The sequence below is a fragment of the Vibrio sp. 1CM2L genome, assembly GCF_023161695.1.
Taxonomy (GTDB): Bacteria; Pseudomonadota; Gammaproteobacteria; order Enterobacterales; family Vibrionaceae; genus Vibrio; species Vibrio coralliirubri.
In genome coordinates this window covers 178,031-195,900 of the sequence record NZ_JALNTT010000009.1, presented here as the reverse complement: position 1 = coordinate 195,900, position 17,870 = coordinate 178,031, and the positions used below count along the sequence as shown (strand labels likewise).

The 17,870-nt window shown below is 44.9% G+C and carries 15 protein-coding genes and 1 tRNA gene; 14 read left to right on the top strand and 2 right to left on the bottom strand.

All coding sequences use genetic code 11. The annotated features are described in order from the left end of the window. The first annotated feature begins 144 nt into the window (after nucleotides 1-144). Together MSG34_RS22315 and MSG34_RS22310 are read left to right on the top strand one after the other, a co-directional pair. Nucleotides 145-229: transfer RNA gene (locus MSG34_RS22315), tRNA-Leu, on the top strand. Nucleotides 230-387: 158 nt separating this feature from the next. Continuing rightward, nucleotides 388-1,434, top strand: coding sequence for a lactonase family protein (locus tag MSG34_RS22310; protein WP_248339438.1), 1,047 nt, complete (start codon nucleotides 388-390; stop codon nucleotides 1,432-1,434). 68 nt (nucleotides 1,435-1,502) lie between these two features. Here MSG34_RS22310 and MSG34_RS22305 read toward each other — a convergent pair whose 3' ends face one another. Next, nucleotides 1,503-2,678, bottom strand: coding sequence for a 2-octaprenyl-3-methyl-6-methoxy-1,4-benzoquinol hydroxylase (locus tag MSG34_RS22305; protein WP_248339437.1), 1,176 nt, complete (start codon nucleotides 2,676-2,678; stop codon nucleotides 1,503-1,505). 308 nt (nucleotides 2,679-2,986) lie between these two features. Here MSG34_RS22305 and miaB point away from each other — a divergent pair, with 308 nt between their 5' ends. The 5 genes from miaB to lnt all read left to right on the top strand — a co-directional run bounded on the left by miaB (nucleotide 2,987) and on the right by lnt (nucleotide 8,719). Continuing rightward, complete coding sequence (gene miaB, locus MSG34_RS22300) at nucleotides 2,987-4,411, top strand: tRNA (N6-isopentenyl adenosine(37)-C2)-methylthiotransferase MiaB (protein WP_012603385.1); 1,425 nt, start codon at nucleotides 2,987-2,989, stop codon at nucleotides 4,409-4,411. 163 nt (nucleotides 4,412-4,574) lie between these two features. Beyond that, entirely contained in the window at nucleotides 4,575-5,696 is a 1,122-nt protein-coding gene (locus MSG34_RS22295; RefSeq protein WP_048607945.1) for a PhoH family protein, read from the top strand. Continuing rightward, complete coding sequence (ybeY, locus tag MSG34_RS22290; RefSeq protein WP_012603383.1) at nucleotides 5,697-6,158, top strand: rRNA maturation RNase YbeY; 462 nt, start codon at nucleotides 5,697-5,699, stop codon at nucleotides 6,156-6,158. Between the two features lie 120 nt (nucleotides 6,159-6,278). After that, nucleotides 6,279-7,169, top strand: a complete 891-nt coding sequence (gene corC, locus MSG34_RS22285; protein WP_012603382.1) for a CNNM family magnesium/cobalt transport protein CorC — start codon at nucleotides 6,279-6,281, stop codon at nucleotides 7,167-7,169. Between the two features lie 32 nt (nucleotides 7,170-7,201). After that, nucleotides 7,202-8,719, top strand: coding sequence for an apolipoprotein N-acyltransferase (gene lnt, locus MSG34_RS22280; RefSeq protein WP_248339436.1), 1,518 nt, complete (start codon nucleotides 7,202-7,204; stop codon nucleotides 8,717-8,719). Between the two features lie 90 nt (nucleotides 8,720-8,809). Here lnt and MSG34_RS22275 read toward each other — a convergent pair whose 3' ends face one another. Next, nucleotides 8,810-9,280, bottom strand: coding sequence for a zinc ribbon-containing protein (locus MSG34_RS22275; protein ID WP_248339435.1), 471 nt, complete (start codon nucleotides 9,278-9,280; stop codon nucleotides 8,810-8,812). A gap of 263 nt (nucleotides 9,281-9,543) precedes the next feature. On the opposite strand from MSG34_RS22275, the gene leuS reads away from it, so the two are divergent. The 7 genes from leuS (at nucleotide 9,544) to rodA (ending at nucleotide 17,867) form a co-directional block, all read left to right on the top strand. Next, the gene (gene leuS / locus MSG34_RS22270; protein WP_248339434.1) at nucleotides 9,544-12,120 is read left to right on the top strand and encodes a leucine--tRNA ligase; all 2,577 of its coding nucleotides are present in this window, start codon (nucleotides 9,544-9,546) and stop codon (nucleotides 12,118-12,120) included. 179 nt (nucleotides 12,121-12,299) lie between these two features. Beyond that, nucleotides 12,300-12,953 (top strand): LPS assembly lipoprotein LptE, encoded by a 654-nt coding sequence (gene lptE, locus MSG34_RS22265; RefSeq protein ID WP_248339433.1) that lies wholly within the window; start codon nucleotides 12,300-12,302, stop codon nucleotides 12,951-12,953. Nucleotides 12,954-12,965: 12 nt separating this feature from the next. Continuing rightward, nucleotides 12,966-13,991 carry a DNA polymerase III subunit delta gene (holA, locus tag MSG34_RS22260; protein WP_248339430.1) on the top strand — a complete coding sequence of 342 codons (1,026 nt, stop codon included), beginning with the start codon at nucleotides 12,966-12,968 and terminating at the stop codon, nucleotides 13,989-13,991. A gap of 64 nt (nucleotides 13,992-14,055) precedes the next feature. Continuing rightward, nucleotides 14,056-14,373: a ribosome silencing factor gene (gene rsfS, locus MSG34_RS22255; RefSeq protein WP_004735247.1), complete on the top strand. Its 318-nt coding sequence runs from the start codon at nucleotides 14,056-14,058 to the stop codon at nucleotides 14,371-14,373. A 3-nt stretch (nucleotides 14,374-14,376) separates the two neighbouring features. Then, nucleotides 14,377-14,847, top strand: a complete 471-nt coding sequence (rlmH, locus tag MSG34_RS22250) for a 23S rRNA (pseudouridine(1915)-N(3))-methyltransferase RlmH (RefSeq protein ID WP_004735246.1) — start codon at nucleotides 14,377-14,379, stop codon at nucleotides 14,845-14,847. Between the two features lie 6 nt (nucleotides 14,848-14,853). Then, entirely contained in the window at nucleotides 14,854-16,746 is a 1,893-nt protein-coding gene (mrdA, locus tag MSG34_RS22245; RefSeq protein ID WP_048607956.1) for a penicillin-binding protein 2, read from the top strand. After that, on the top strand, nucleotides 16,746-17,867 hold the full coding sequence (gene rodA, locus MSG34_RS22240) for a rod shape-determining protein RodA (RefSeq protein WP_048607962.1): 1,122 nt from the start codon (nucleotides 16,746-16,748) through the stop codon (nucleotides 17,865-17,867). The genes mrdA and rodA overlap by 1 nt, the downstream gene beginning before the upstream one ends. The last annotated feature ends 3 nt before the right edge of the window (nucleotides 17,868-17,870 follow it).

The window sequence follows — 17,870 nt, the reverse complement described above, 5'->3', positions numbered from 1 at the left end:
TACTTAGCTCAGTTGGTTAGAGCACATCACTCATAATGATGGGGTCGCAGGTTCAAATCCCGCAGTAGCCACCACTTTTTCTTTGAAACAAGAAGACAACGTTATTTCGAACCACCAATGTCGATATAACTATAAAGATTTGCTGCGGTCGTGGCGGAATTGGTAGACGCACCAGATTTAGGTTCTGGCGCCGAGAGGTGTGAGAGTTCAAGTCTCTCCGACCGCACCATCATTAAATAGAACCCAGCTTTTTAGCTGGGTTTTGTTTTATCTGGAATATGCAAATCTGCTAGCCAAGTCACCAAGTATTCTCTTCTATAACCTCACTTTTAATACGATTTTATAAGACAATGTCAGCTCCATTTTCTAATTGAGTATGACTAGCCTATGAAAGCCCTCCCCTTAACGATCGGTTGCTACACAGATACGCCAAGTAAAAGCCAAGGTGTTTATCAAACTCAGTTAGATCTAGAAACAGGAAAACTATTACCTCTAGAGCTGATCATCAAATGTACTAACCCCTCTTTTGTTACTGTAACAAAGACTGGGATATATACTGCATCGGAAGTTGGCCAGCAAAAACAGCCCCAGCTCATTCATATACCTAATGTTGATTCACAGCTAACGCCCAATGCGAGCCTCATCTCGGGAGATCACCCTTGTCACGTCGCAATAGATCCACACAATAAGTTTACTATCACGTCGCAATACTCATCAGGCACATTCGATATTTTTAGCTTAAGTATCAATGGCAGCATCGATAAGCGACTCAAAACAATCAAGATGGTTGGTTCCGGGCCGAACAAAGAGAGACAAACAAGCCCACACGCCCATCAATGTCTGTTCCTACAAAAATCACCACAGTTTGTGACTGTCGATCTCGGCACCGATCGCATCAACTTCTATTGCTTTGATGAAGAGCAAGAAGAGTTCCTTGATGAGCCAATGCAGTCTATTAAGGTGCCCGCCGGCAATGGACCTCGTCATTTAATCTTTAACAAAGCTGAAGACAGAGCCTATGTGGTCTGTGAACTCTCTGAAACGTTATTGATTTTGGAAAAGGTTTTAGGCATTTGGAATGTAGTGGAAGATATTGATGCATTGCCTAATATGGAGAAGGGAGAAGCCGCAGCAGCGATTAAGCTATCCCCTGATGAGCAATTCCTTTATGTGTCATGTCGACACCAATCAAGAATCAGCAGCTTCAAAGTCAACTCTGAGACTCAAAAGCTAACTTTCATTGATAGCTACGACACTGAAGGCAAATTCCCAAGAGACTTCCATATTACGAACGATGGGAAATGGCTTATCGCCGCCAACCAGCACTCCAACAACATCACCTCATTCAAGCGAGATAATGAAGATGGGTCTTTGGTTTATACAGGGTACTCGTTAGAGCTAGATGCGCCTGTTTGTGTGACGCAACAGCGATAGTAATCACCAGATACAAAAAAGGAGAGCATCAGCTCTCCTCTTCTTTTGCAACCAATTAAACTAGCGACTTAAAGACCCAAAGCGTATTTCAATACTTGAGTTTTAATCGGCCCAGAGTTCTCTGCGAGTTTTAGTGCGGCATTACGCACAAACTTGAGCGGACCAATGTCGTTGCTGAATGTCTTGTAGAAGAAATCCATGCCACTCTGCATCATTAGGTTGTCGCCTCTTCTCATCACTTCATAGCGTCTTGCTACAGACTGATTCAATTCACCCTTTTCTTTGGTGACATTCAACAGTACTGATACATCTTTGAAGCCTAAGTTAACACCCTGTCCAGCCAAAGGGTTGATCGTATGCGCAGAGTCCCCGACTAAAATACAGTTATTCTTCGAGTATGATTGAGCATGACGTCGTGTCAGAGGAAAAGAACCCGAATTCAAGACTTTGATATCACCTAACTCTTTAGGAAAGTGAGTAAGTACTTCGTTGCGTAGTTTTTCAGGAGTCATTGCTGACAGTTGCTTAATACGCAGTGGAGAGTCATACCAAACTAACGAGCCCTGCCCGACTTCTTGACCGTCAGAGGTTAGAGAACACAAAGGCAAAAATGAACGAGGACCACTTGGTAGAAATTGCTGCCAAGTAATATCTTGCTGAGGTTGTTCTGTTTCTACATTGATAAGCATACAGTGTTGTCGATAATCCCAAGCCGTAATGCCAATTCCAGCTTGTTGACGAACGGCTGAATTCGCACCATCAGCACCAACCACCCACTTCGCAGATAACTCAACCCCAGATTGAAGCTTAACGATATTGGTTTCACCAAACTCAATCACATCGAGCTTTTCTGGACATAACAGTTCGAGATTGTCGTAGGCATCAAATTGAGACCATAAACCTAATTGAATGAGTCTGTTCTCAACGATATAGCCCAAACGAGGAAGTTCTAGTGATGCAGCATCAAACCCAGTACGACACTCTGGATGCTCCCACGTCTCTAAACGCTTATAAGAACACACTCGCATCGCTGCAATACTTTGCCATGCACCAAGATCTTCAAGCAAATCGACCGATGCTTGAGAAATCGCTGACACACGAATGTCCATCGCTTGTGACTCATCAAAAGCTTGTGGGGCAAAACCTTCGATCACCGCAACACTCAGACCTTGCTTTGCAAAACCGATTGCTGTTGCTGCGCCAACCATGCCGCCACCGACTACTACAATATCGTAACTGTTCATATTTTGTACTTATCAGTTTGATTCTTTGACTGTTTTTGATTGTACTTTTTCATAACTAACTTGTAACCAAAAACCTTATTCGAAAAAAGGGTTATCCCTTATGGCATATGGCGTTAACGATAATAAAAACCACTACATAAGAGATTTGTTCAGACTACTAGTCAGTCGGTTTTGAAACCAGTACAATACGCCGCTTGCCGCTAGAGCCTGTCATAAAATTGAATACCGAATTATGACAAACGGGGCTAGCGGATGAATAATGGGCGATTTGCTCCCTTAAATTAAACTAACGATCGAGCGAACATATAATGAGTAAGAAACTGCTAATTAAAACTTGGGGCTGTCAGATGAATGAATATGATTCATCAAAAATGGCCGACCTGCTTAACGCTGCAAATGGCTATGAGCTAACTGAAGTACCTGAGGAAGCAGACGTACTACTATTGAATACTTGTTCTATCCGCGAAAAAGCGCAAGAAAAAGTATTCCACCAGCTTGGTCGTTGGAAAACGCTTAAAGATAAAAAAGAAGGTGTGGTGATCGGTGTGGGTGGCTGTGTAGCAACTCAAGAAGGTGATCACATTCGTCAACGTGCACCATACGTAGACGTTATCTTTGGCCCACAAACATTGCACCGTTTGCCAGAGATGATTAAATCATCACTGTCTAACGAAAAGCCAGTAATGGACATCTCTTTCCCAGAGATCGAAAAGTTCGATAACCTACCTGAGCCAAAAGCTGAAGGCGCGACGGCGTTCGTTTCTATCATGGAAGGCTGTTCTAAATACTGTACTTACTGCGTTGTACCATACACACGTGGTGAAGAAGTTAGCCGTCCAATGGATGATGTACTGTTCGAAGTTGCTCAACTTGCAGAGCAAGGCGTACGTGAAGTTAACCTGCTGGGTCAAAACGTAAACGCATACCGCGGTCCAACTCACGAAGGTGATATCTGTTCATTCGCAGAACTGCTTCGTCTTGTTGCTTCTATCGACGGTATCGACCGTATTCGTTTCACAACAAGCCACCCGCTTGAGTTTGGTGACGACATCATTGAGGTTTACAAAGACACACCAGAGCTAGTGAGCTTCCTTCACCTACCAGTGCAAAGTGGTAGTGACCGTATTCTTACGATGATGAAGCGTCCACATACGGCTATCGAGTACAAATCTATTATCCGTAAACTGCGTAAAGCTCGTCCTGACATTCAAATCAGCTCTGACTTTATTGTTGGTTTCCCTGGTGAGTCTAAACAAGACTTCCAAGATACAATGAAGCTAATTAAAGAAGTTGATTTCGATATGAGCTTCAGCTTTGTTTTCTCTCCACGTCCAGGTACGCCAGCGGCAGATTATCCATGTGATGTACCAGCACAAGAGAAGAAAGATCGTCTATACGAACTGCAACAAACGGTAAACACACAAGCTATGCGCTTCTCTCGTCTAATGTTAGGCACAGAGCAACGTATCCTTGTTGAAGGCCCATCAAGAAAGAACCTAATGGAACTTCGCGGCCGTACAGAAAACAGCCGTGTTGTGAACTTCGAAGGTTCTGCAGACCTAATCGGTCAATTCGTAGATGTGAAGATCACTGAGGTTTACACCAACTCACTACGTGGTGAGCTAGTTCGCACAGAAAAAGACATGGGTCTACGCGTTGTTATGACTCCAGCAGAAATGATGGAAAAAACAAAACGTGAAGACGAGCTAGGTGTAGCAACATTTACGCCATAGGCAATACAACTGTTTGAGCACAAAGCGCAAACACAAAGCTTGAAATTACCTAACTAAGTGACCATCTTAGAAATAGGGATATCACCATCAGAAGCCCGGTCTAAATCGGGCTTTTTGCTCTTTGTTTTATTTAAGAGTGAGTGGCACAAAATGAGAGGCTAATTTGAGCAATAAAATCGTTACCTTAGAGATAAATCTAGAGCCAGCAGACAACAAGCGCTTGGCAAGTTTATGCGGTCCATTTGACGACAACATCAAGCACCTTGAGCGTCGTCTGGGCGTTGAGATTAATTACCGTAGCAACTTTTTCACGATTGTCGGTAAGCCTCACACTACAGCTGCAGCTTTAGACATCATCAAACACCTCTATGTTGAAACGGCTCCAGTTAAAGGCAACATAATCGATATCGAACCAGAGCAAATACATCTGGCGATCACCGAGTCAGGCATTTTGGAGCAACACGTCGAGTCTGAAATTGACTACGGCAAAGAAGTGACCATTAAGACTAAAAAAGGCGTTATCAAACCTCGTACGCCAAACCAAGCCCAATACCTAATGAACATGGTCACTCATGACATCACCTTTGGTATTGGGCCAGCAGGTACAGGTAAAACCTACTTAGCTGTTGCTGCAGCAGTTGATGCACTTGAACGCCAAGAGGTTCGCCGAATCCTACTGACTCGCCCTGCTGTTGAAGCCGGTGAGAAGCTTGGTTTCCTACCGGGTGATTTAAGCCAGAAAGTAGACCCATATTTGCGTCCACTTTACGATGCGCTGTTTGAGATGCTTGGCTTTGAGCGCGTTGAGAAGCTGATTGAACGTAACGTAATTGAAGTTGCGCCACTGGCTTACATGCGTGGTCGTACATTGAATGATGCGTTTATCATTCTTGATGAGAGCCAAAACACCACGGTAGAACAGATGAAGATGTTCTTAACCCGTATCGGTTTTAACTCACGCGCAGTGATCACTGGTGATATTACGCAAATCGATTTACCTCGTGGTGCAAAGTCAGGCTTACGCCATGCGACTGAAGTGCTCAATGAAGTCGACGACATTAGCTTTAACTTCTTCATGTCTGAAGACGTCGTTCGTCACCCTGTGGTTGCTCGTATCGTCAACGCATACGAAAAGTGGGAAGCGAAAGACCAGAAAGAGCGCAAAGAATTTGAAAAGCGTAAACGTGAAGAGCGTGAAGCCAAACTTCTTGAGGCTCAGCAGGCAGTTACGACACAATTAGCAACACAAAATAGTTCTGTAATTGCAGAACAAGGTGATAAATAGATGTCTATTGAACTAGACCTGCAATTAGCGGTCGAAAATGAGCAAGGTCTTCCAACTGAGCAAGATATTCAGCTTTGGTTGGACAAGACCATTCCTCAGTTTCAAGAGAACGCTGAGTTGACGGTTCGTATCGTTGATACACAAGAAAGCCACCAGCTCAATCATGAATATCGTGGCAAAGACAAGCCAACTAACGTGTTGTCTTTTCCATTCGAGGCTCCTCCAGGGATCGAGTTAGATCTACTGGGCGACCTCATTATCTGCCGTCAAGTTGTCGAAAAAGAAGCAGAAGAGCAAAGTAAGCCTCTGCTAGCACACTGGGCTCATATGGTTGTACATGGCAGTCTGCATCTGCTAGGTTATGATCATATCGAAGATGATGAAGCTGAAGAGATGGAGTCACTCGAGACAGAAATCATGCAATCTATGGGGTTTGAAGACCCTTACATTCTAGAAAAGTAAATTGATTCTAGTTAAGTAGGTTGCAGAGAAACAATAACTCATCGAACCTGTGATTTTCGCAGGAATCTGAGTTGTAACGTGTGCTATCACACTTCTGATAGCGTTATTTTTTGAGAAATCATGAACGAAGGTAACCCCCCCACTTCTGAGGGAAGTAAAAAATCTGAAGGTCCGAGTAGAAAGTCCTTCTTTGAACGCCTAGGCCAACTATTTCAAGGTGAAGTAAAAGATCGCCAAGAGCTCGTAGATGTAATCCGCGACTCAGAAATTAATGACCTAATTGACCACGACACACGCGACATGCTCGAGGGTGTTATGGAAATTTCAGAGATGCGAGTACGCGATATCATGCTGCCTCGCTCTCAAATGGTTACAGTTGAACGCACCGATGATTTAGATACATTGATTGCGCTTATTACTGATGCTCAACACTCTCGCTACCCAGTGATCAGTGAAGATAAAGACCATGTTGAAGGCATTCTATTAGCGAAGGACCTACTTAAGTATTTGGGTTCAGAAAGTGCCCCATTTGATATCGAACAAGTGATTCGCCCTGTCGTGGTTGTTCCTGAAAGTAAGCGAGTTGATCGCCTGCTCAAGGAATTCCAAGAAGAGCGTTACCACATGTCTATCGTTGTCGATGAGTTTGGCGGAGTTTCTGGCCTGGTAACCATTGAAGATATCCTCGAAGAAATCGTTGGTGAAATTGAAGACGAGTTCGACGATGAAGAAGAGCTAGATATTCGTAAGCTGAGTAAGCATACCTTCTCTGTAAAAGCTTTAACCACTATTGAAGAGTTCAACGATACGTTTAACACTGCCTTTAGTGACGATGAAGTGGATACCGTAGGCGGCATGGTTATGACAGCACTCGGTCACCTGCCGGTTCGTGGCGAAATTGTAGAAATCGAAAACTACCATTTCAAAATAACATCAGCAGATAACCGTCGTGTGATTCAGCTACAGGTAACCATTCCTGACGAACAGCCTCTTCCGACTATCGAAGAATAACAACTTCTCTCTAAAGAGATGACAGAAATTAGATGACTAAGACATTTATTCATCGCCTATTACGGCCGCTTGCGGCCGTTTTTGTTGGCGCTATAACCACCCTTTCATTCGCTCCATACTCTATATGGCCTCTTGCTATTCTCAGCCCAGCTTTGTTGCTGTTACTGATCCACAACCGCTCTCCTAAAAGTGCTCTTTGGATTGGCTACGCATGGGGTTTAGGTCAATTCACTACAGGTATCAGTTGGGTATACGTCAGCATCGATCACTTTGGCGGCATGCCACTGGCAGCCAACCTGTTTTTGATGGCACTGCTCATTGGCTACCTAGCGGTTTATTCCGGCCTATTTGCCTGGAGTTTGAACAAGTTCTTCCCTGCCAATAATCTAAGCCGATTTTTCCTTGCAGCTCCTGCATTGTGGTTAATCAGTGATTGGCTGCGTGGCTGGGTAATGACGGGCTTCCCTTGGCTTTGGCTTGGCTACAGCCAAATCGATTCGCCATTGGGGTCATTTGCACCGATTGGCGGTGTCGAGTTAATTACTCTAGTGATCATTGTTTCAGCCTCTGCATTCGCTTATGCGATTGTTAACCGGGCATGGAGTATCGCTATCATTCCCGCCGTCGTATTTAGCACAGGTTTTGGTATTCGAAATATCGAATGGGTCACGCCTAACCCTGAAAAAACAACATCAGTGGTATTGATTCAAGGTAATGTCGATCAAGACAGCAAATGGCTGCCGAGTCATCGCTGGCCGACCATGATGAAGTACACTGACCTAAGCAGAGAAAATTGGGACGCGGATATCATCATCTGGCCTGAAGCCGCTATCCCTGCGTTTGAGGTAGAGATTCCTTCTTTCCTACGTAACTTAGATAGCGCAGCGAAGATGAACAACAGCTCGATCATTACTGGTGTGCTTAATCAGTCTGAAGATAAGAAATACTACAACAGTATTCTTTCTCTCGGTGTGAATCCATACGGTGAATACAGCTACGATCCAGACGAACGTTACCATAAACATCACCTATTGCCGTTTGGTGAGTTTGTGCCGTTTGAAGATATCTTGCGCCCATTAGCACCTTTCTTTAACTTGCCAATGTCATCATTCAGCCGTGGCGATTTTGTTCAACCCAACATAGTGGCAAATGGTCGTCACTTAGCGCCTGCGTTGTGTTATGAGATAGTCTTTAATGATCAAGTTAGACAGAACGTAACCGATGAGACTGACTTTATTTTAACGCTCTCTAACGATGCGTGGTTTGGTCGTTCGATTGGGCCATTGCAACATATGGAAATCGCACAGATGCGTGCTCTGGAGCTTGGTAAGCCGGTTATTCGCTCGACCAACAATGGTGTGACGGCAGTTACCGATTACAAAGGCAACATCATCAAACAAGTGCCTCAGTTTGAAACGGCAGTGTTAAAAGCTGAACTCATTTCAACGGATGGTCAAACGCCTTATCACACAGTAGGTACATGGCCACTGTATATCTGGGCGATGCTCAGCTTGGTGATTGGTTGGGTAATTAGAAAGCCAAAAAGCTAGATTCGACGAAAAGTGATTTGAGGGTTGACTGATTGGGTCAACCCTTTTTCATTGCTGTGGTTTTACGTTGATACGCTATGGTTCAGAAGCTTACGGTTTAAGGGCTTTACGGCTAAACCCTTTAGAACCACATTTAATGCATGGAATGATATTGGTTGGGTGGTTATATTCGGTTTGATGACCACACTCGTCACATACTAAGGTGCCCAAGCCAATAACTTCACCCGCTTGATACAAGCCTTGGTGTTCTAGGTCTTGGAACAGTTCAACCCATTCCACCTTAGTACGATCAGTAATATCCAACAGCCCTTGCCAAATAGAGTCTGCAATCATCAAATAGAATGAACCGCTTTTACTCTCTTCATAGCTTTCGGAAAACTCTTTTAAGTCCGACTTCACGTAGGCAGAGATCAATGAAAGCTCATCTTTCGTCATATCATTAGCTGCTTTCGCAAACTTGCCCGACGTTTCGATTTTGTTGTTGAGCTCTTCAGGGCTATGCTTCAGCGTTTCAATCACCTCTTCGACGACTTCTTCATAGAGCGCTTTTTTCTTCGGCATAACAACCTCCTTAAGATAACCAACCTTTTAGTGAGCAAACGAATGCGCTGCAATGCACTCCCGCTTACAAACAAATGCAATTCATACTCTTAAGTATAGTTGCCCTGCGAAATTCAGTGAAAATTACACAATCTACTAGGCAGCAACTGCAAGTATGAAGGGTATAACTATTGTTGTACTCAGCTCCTTTAGGTATTCTATGACGATCTGTAAGATTCTGTTCTAACCGAACTCACAAATTCCAAGATAACCGGATACCATCGATGCAAGAACAATATAACCCGCAAGAGATTGAACAAAAGGTTCAACAACACTGGGATAACAGCGAGACTTTCGTTGTAAGTGAAGACCCAAACAAAGAAAAATTCTACTGTCTTTCTATGTTCCCTTACCCAAGTGGCCGACTGCACATGGGTCACGTGCGTAACTACACCATCGGTGATGTGGTATCTCGTTTCCAACGTCTACAAGGCAAAAACGTAATGCAGCCAATTGGTTGGGATGCATTCGGCCTACCAGCAGAAAACGCAGCTGTTAAAAACAACACAGCACCTGCACCATGGACTTACGAAAACATTGAGTACATGAAGAACCAACTGAAGCTTCTAGGCTTTGGTTACGACTGGAACCGTGAATTCGCAACCTGTACTCCAGAGTACTACCGTTGGGAACAAGAGTTCTTCACTAAGCTTTACGAAAAAGGCCTGGTTTACAAGAAGACTTCTTCAGTGAACTGGTGTCCAAACGACCAAACAGTACTGGCAAACGAGCAAGTAGAAGACGGTTGCTGCTGGCGTTGTGACACTCCAGTAGAGCAAAAGAAGATTCCACAGTGGTTCATTAAAATCACTGAGTACGCTCAAGAGCTACTAGACGATCTAGACAACCTTGAAGGCTGGCCTGAAATGGTTAAGACCATGCAGCGCAACTGGATCGGTCGCTCTGAAGGTGTTGAGCTATCTTTCGCTGTTAACGGCGAAGAAGCACCACTAGAAGTGTACACAACACGTCCTGACACACTAATGGGTGTTTCTTATGTTGGTATCGCTGCAGGTCACCCTCTTGCAGAGAAAGCATCGAAGAACAACCCAGAGCTTGCTGCATTCGTTGAAGAGTGTCGTAACACTAAAGTTGCTGAAGCTGAACTGGCAACGATGGAAAAGAAAGGTATGGATACTGGCCTAACGGCTATCCACCCTCTTAGCGGTCGTGTTGTTCCTGTATACGTAGCAAACTTCGTACTTATGGATTACGGCACGGGTGCGGTAATGGCGGTTCCTGCTCACGATCAACGTGACTACGAATTCGCAACTAAGTACGGCATCGATATCATCCCAATAATCAAACCTGAAGATGGTTCTGAACTGGACGTTTCTGAAGCGGCTTACACTGAAAAAGGTGTCCTGTTCGACTCTGGTGAATTCGATGGTCTTGCGTTCCAAGAAGCATTCGATGCAATTGCTGCGAAGCTTGAAGCTGAAGGCAAAGGTAAGAAGACAGTAAACTTCCGTCTACGTGACTGGGGTGTATCTCGTCAACGTTACTGGGGCGCTCCAATCCCAATGGTAACCACTGAAGACGGTGAAGTTCACCCAGTACCAGCAGACCAACTGCCAGTCATTCTTCCTGAAGATGTAGTAATGGATGGCGTAACTAGTCCAATCAAGGCAGACAAGTCTTGGGCTGAAACAACATTCAACGGCGAACCAGCTCTACGTGAGACTGACACGTTCGATACGTTCATGGAGTCTTCTTGGTACTACGCTCGTTACTGTTCACCACAAGCTGATGACATTCTAGATCCAGAGAAGGCAAACTACTGGTTGCCAGTTGACCAATACGTTGGTGGTATCGAGCACGCTTGTATGCACCTGCTTTACTCTCGCTTCTTCCATAAGCTTCTACGTGATGCTGGTTACGTGACGTCTGACGAACCATTCAAGCAACTACTGTGTCAAGGCATGGTTCTGGCTGACGCGTTCTATCACGAAAACGAAAAAGGCACCAAAGAGTGGATTGCACCGACTGACGTGACGGTTGAACGTGACGGTAAAGGTCGCATCGAAAAAGCAGTCGACGATAAAGGCCGCGAAGTTGAGCACTCAGGCATGATCAAAATGTCTAAGTCTAAGAACAACGGTATCGACCCACAAGAGATGGTAGACAAGTATGGCGCTGATACAGTGCGTCTATTCATGATGTTTGCATCACCTGCAGACATGACGCTTGAGTGGCAAGAGTCTGGCGTTGAAGGTGCTAACCGCTTCCTCAAACGTGTTTGGAAACTGGTTCACACTCACTCTTCTAAAGGTGCCGCTGAATCTGTTGATGCTTCTGCGCTATCTGGCGACCAAAAAGCACTTCGTCGTGATATCCACAAGACTATCGCGAAAGTAACGGACGATATCGGCCGTCGCCAAACGTTCAACACGGCAATCGCTGCAATCATGGAACTGATGAACAAGCTGGCGAAAGCACCTCAAGAATCAGCACAAGATCGTGCAATTCTTGATGAAGCGTTAAAAGCAGTAGTTCGTATGCTTTACCCAATGACTCCACACATCTCTTACGAAATGTGGATTGCACTTGGTGAATCAAACGTAGACTCAGCAACATGGCCAACTTTCGATGAGAAAGCGCTAGTTGAAGACGAGAAAACTATCGTTGTCATGATCAACGGTAAGCTACGTGCGAAACTAACCGTTGCTGCTGATGCAACAGAAGAGCAAGTTCGTGAGCTTGGTCTAAACGATGAGAACGCTAAGAAGTTCCTAGATGGCTTAACTATCCGTAAAGTTATCTTCGTACCAGGTAAGCTTCTAAACATCGTTGCTAACTAATTTCGTTAGCACAATGCAATTGCTAAAGAATTAACGAACTTAATTCATCAAAAGCAGTCTGTAGACAGGGTAGCTAATTGCCCTGTCTACTTATTTAAGCGCTTTAGACTTGAGCCTAACCACTCAAACGAACTAAAGCCTTTAAATAAGTATTCTACCTTCATGAGAGCCATCAAATAATGCGCCTGATTTCACTATCTTCATTGAAAGTTACTGTTGTTGTTTTAACCGTCAGCCTATTAAGTGCCTGTGGTTTCCACCTACGTGGTGATTACTCCGTACCAGAAGAACTCAACAAGATCTCCGTAACCAGTTACGACCAATACAGTACGTTTACACGTATGATGAAAGGTCAACTGCGTATGAATGATGTAGAAATTGTACCACCGGCTGAAAATACCCCTAACCTGCACATTATTAGTGAGAGCGTAGGTGAGCGAACTCTGTCTCTATACCAAAACACTCGTGCAGCAGAGAAAGAACTGACATTCAGAGCAAGATATCGAGTTACTATCCCAGATCTAGGCTCAAAGACATTCTCAACCAGCGTAACCCGTAGTTACCTAGATAACCCGCTAACTGCACTTGCGAAGTCGGTTGAACGAGACATGATCGAAGATGAGATGCGTAAGTTGGCAACAAGCCAAATCCTTCGTCAGATGGCTAGACTAAAAGCGAACATTGCCGCTGATAGCATGGATCTAGATGCACTAGAGCACGTTCAAGTGAAAGAGCTTGAAAAGCAATACAACATCAAGAATGTTGAAATTGACGACGTTGAGATCGTACCAGCTTCAGAAGAACAACCAACACTTAGCGATTCGGCTGAGTAATAGGTTTATTTGATGCGTATTTTTGCTGACCGCTTATCAGAGCAACTGGCTAAACAGTTAAGTAATGTTTACCTAATTTTTGGTAACGAACCTCTACTGCTGCAAGAGAGCCGAGAAGCGATTCAAAAGGCTGCAAAACAACGAGGCTTTGAAGAACGTCACCGCTTTGCGATTGATAGCAGTCTCGACTGGAATCAAGTCTACGACTGCACTCAAGCACTGAGCCTATTCTCTAGCCGTCAGGTCATCGAGCTTGAACTGCCAGAGTCAGGCGTCAATGCCGCAATAGCGAAAGAGCTACTCGCAATCTCCGAGCATACCCACAGTGATATCTTGTTAATCTTGGTGGGCACTAAGCTCACTAAAGCCCAAGAAAGCGCTAAGTGGTTTAAAGCACTTTCGAATCAGGGTCACTGGGTCAGCTGCCTAACGCCAGATGTCAGCCGATTACCTCAGTTTGTCCAAGCACGCTGCCGTCAAATCGGTTTAACACCAGATCCTGAAGCGATTCAAATGCTGGCGCAATGGCATGAGGGTAATCTATTTGCTCTGACCCAAAGCCTAGAAAAACTGGCTCTCCAATACCCAGATGGAAAACTCACGTTAGTACGCTTAGAAGAATCGCTGAGTCGACACAACCATTTTACTCCATTCCATTGGAGTGATGCGTTATTGGCAGGCAAAGGAAACCGTGCACAACGAATCTTACGTCAACTAGAAGCCGAAGGTGTCGAACCCGTCATTTTATTGCGTAGCATACAACGTGAGCTTGCTCTGCTGTTACAGATGCAGCAACAAATGAAACAGATGCCGATTGGCCAGGTCTTCGAGAAACACCGTATCTGGCAATCTAAAAAGCCTCTTTATAACGCCGCTCTAACAAGAGTTTCGATTTCTCAATTACACTCTTTGTTCGCGTTGCTCACTCAAGCTGAATTGATGACAAAAACTCAATATGAGCAGTCGCCTTGGCCACTAATTCATCAGTTAAGCGTAGAGTTTTGTATCCCTTCAGCTTCAATACCATTTCACGCATAAAAGCGTGGTATATTCTAGGGTCAACAGCCCCTAAAAAGCTAAATTCAGATTAAAGGAACACCCCGTGTTACGTGAAGAACTAAAAGATTTTCTTGCAGACAAAGCCGACGACATGAAAGCAGAATCGATTGTGACTATCGATGTAGAAGGCAAATCAAGCGTTACTGATTACATGATTGTTTGTACAGGTACCTCTAAGCGCCATGTTGCTTCTATTGCACAGCATGTTGCTGATGAAGTGCGTAAAGCAGGTATGCAGCCACTAGGCATGGACGGCCAGCAAGAAGGTGAATGGGTTGTTCTAGATATGGGCACAAGCATGCTTCACGTTATGCAAGAAGAACACCGTGAACTGTACCAACTAGAAAAACTTTGGGGCTAAGCTTTGAAGATCCAGTTAATCGCAGTTGGCACAAAAATGCCGAAGTGGGTTGAAGAAGGCTTTAAAGAATATAAGCGCCGCTTCCCTCATGATATGCCATTAGAGCTCATTGAAATCACTGCGGGAAAGCGCGGTAAAAATGCGGATATTGCACGCATTCTTCAAAAAGAAGGCGAAGCAATGTTGGCCGCGGTTCCAAAAGGCAACCGCATTGTCACGCTTGATATCCCAGGTAAAAAGTGGGACACCCCACAACTGGCAGAGCAATTGGAAAGTTGGAAGTTGGATGGACGCGACGTTTCTATCCTTATCGGCGGGCCTGAAGGATTAGCACCTGCATGTAAAGCGGCTGCAGACCAAAGTTGGTCTCTGTCTGCGCTTACTCTCCCTCACCCATTAGTACGCGTTATCATGGCTGAAAGCTTGTATCGAGCTTGGAGCATCACTGCTAACCACCCTTATCATCGAGAATAAGCGTTAATGTTACGTAAACGTAGCCAAATCCGTGATTACAAAGCAGAAGCACGACTATTTACTAATCGTGCTTTTGTTGCGTTTGCGGGGATCATAGTCATGATATCGATGTTGGTTGTTAATCTGTACAATATTCAGGTCAATCAATATCAAGACTATAAAACCCGCTCTAACGATAACCGTATCAAGGTCGTTCCAATCGCCCCCAACCGTGGTTTGATTTACGATCGCAACGGTGTACTTCTTGCCGAAAATCGCCCGGTTTTCAACCTAGAAATCACACCAGAAAAAATCAAAGATATGGATGACACGCTCGTCCGTCTACAAGAATTAATCGAGATCCCGCCAGAGCGTATTGAACGATTTGATCGTGATCGTCGCAATTCACGACGCTTCAAGTCAGTACCTATTCTGAATCAGCTTACCGAAGAACAAGTTGCGATCTTCTCTGTAAATCAACATAAGTTCCCAGGCGTTGAAGTTACAGGTACGCTAAAACGTTTCTACCCTTATGGTGATGTGTTAACTCACGTGATTGGCTACGTATCGCGCATCAATGACCGTGATATGCAGCGCCTGGTTCGCGAAGAGAAAGACGCCAATTACCAAGCCACTCGCGACATCGGTAAACTTGGTATTGAGCGCTACTACGAAGACATGCTTCACGGTACCGCTGGCTATCAAGAAGTCGAAGTTAACAGCCGTGGGCGAGTGATCCGTACCCTTAAGTTTGTACCTTCGGTTCCGGGTAAAGATATCGTGCTCAACTTGGATATCAAGCTACAACTATACGTGCATAAGTTACTGGATGGCCGCCGTGGTTCAGCTATCGTTCTCGACCCGAAAGACAATGGCGTGTTAGCTATGGTATCTAGCCCAAGTTACGACCCAAATGCATTCGTACATGGTATTTCGTCTAAAGGTTATAACGCCCTACTTCAAGACAAAGACCGCCCTTTGGTTAACCGTGCTACGCTAGGTATTTATCCACCAGCATCGACGATCAAGCCATTCATTGCGGTTGCGGCTCTGCAAGAAGGTGTGATTACACCGAATACAACGCGTAATGACCCAGGTTATTGGAAGATCCCTAATTCAAAAACAAGACCATTCCGTGACTGGTTGCGTTGGGGACACGGGGTCGTTGATATAGAGAAAGCGATTGAAGAGTCAGTGGATACTTTCTTTTACCAAATTGCTTATGATCTGGGCATTGATCGCATATCCAAATGGATGATGATGTTCGGCTTTGGTGATTATACTGGCATCGATATTTATGAAGAAAGCAAAGCCAATATGCCAACTCGTGATTGGAAGATGGCAAGACACCGTGTGCCTTGGTACCAAGGTGACACCATCCCAGTTGGCATTGGCCAAGGCTACTGGACTGCAACACCCATGCAGATTGCAAAAGCCACATCAGTTTTGGTGAATGAAGGTGAAGTAACCGCACCTCACCTACTTCGTTCAACCATTGATAACGGCCGTCCATTCGATGAACAAATCATGTCGGACATTGAAACTTACCCACCGCTAACCGGGGTTAAGAAAAAGTATTGGGATATCGCTCAGGAAGGTATGAGGCTGGCTAACCACGGTAAGAAAGGTACGGCAAGACGTTCATTCCAGAAGATGTCTTACCAAACCGCGGGGAAATCGGGTACTGCGCAGGTATTCGGCTTAAAAGAAGATGAAGAGTACAACGCGGATGAAATCGCAGAGCACTTACGCGATCACGCCCTCTTTACGGGTTACGCGCCTTTTGAAGATCCTGAAGCCGTCGTGACTATCGTTCTAGAGAACGCAGGTGGCGGTTCGTCTAACGGCGGCCCAGTAGTAAGAAGGATTTTAGACCATATTATCCTTGCAGAAGATTATCAAAGTGAGCCAATTAAATAATGAAACTTGATCCTTCAACTGGACGAAATAGAGCCCTATTCGAAAGGCTGCATATCGACCTGCCGCTTTTGCTTGGCATTCTGGTTTTAATGGGCTTTGCCCTGCTGATCATGTACAGCGCAAGCGGACAAAGCCTTGCGATGATGGACCGCCAGGCGATGCGCATGGCTCTGTCTTTAGGTGTGATGATCTTCCTAGCGCAAATCTCACCTCGCACTTATGAGACCTTGGCACCACTACTGTTTGCAGGTGGTGTCATCTTGCTATTAGGCGTGTTGTTCTTTGGTGAAGCCTCTAAAGGTGCACAACGTTGGTTAAACTTCGGCTTTGTTCGCTTCCAACCGTCAGAGCTATTAAAGCTCGCGGTGCCTTTGATGCTGGCACGATTTATCGGTAAGCGCTCACTTCCACCAACATTCCAAACATTAGCGATCTCGCTAGTGATGGTGTTTGTACCGACGATTCTAATCGCAAAGCAACCTGACCTAGGTACATCTATCCTTATCGCCGCATCTGGTATCTTCGTGATATTCCTGGCAGGTATCAGTTGGAAAATCATTGCTAGCGCTGCAATCGCGTTGGGGGCATTTATCCCAATCTTATGGTTCTTCTTGATGCGTGAATATCAAAAAGTACGCGTAAGAACCCTTTTTGATCCTGAATCAGATCCATTAGGTGCGGGTTACCACATCATCCAAAGTAAGATTGCGATAGGTTCGGGTGGTATATCAGGAAAAGGTTGGTTGCAAGGCACTCAATCTCAACTAGAGTTCATCCCTGAGCGTCACACCGATTTCATTTTTGCGGTCATCGCCGAAGAGTGGGGCATGATTGGTATATTGTTCTTGCTTGCTATCTACTTGTTTATTATTGGACGTGGCTTAGTGCTTGCGAGCCAAGCTCAAACCGCATTCGGTCGAATGATGGGCGGCAGTATTGTACTGAGCTTCTTCGTTTATATTTTTGTAAACATTGGCATGGTAAGTGGCATTCTACCTGTGGTTGGTGTTCCTCTTCCTCTAGTCAGTTATGGCGGTACTTCAATGGTTACCCTTATGGCTGGTTTTGGTATTTTAATGTCGATCCATACACACAGAAAAGCATTCTCAAAGGCGACCTAATCG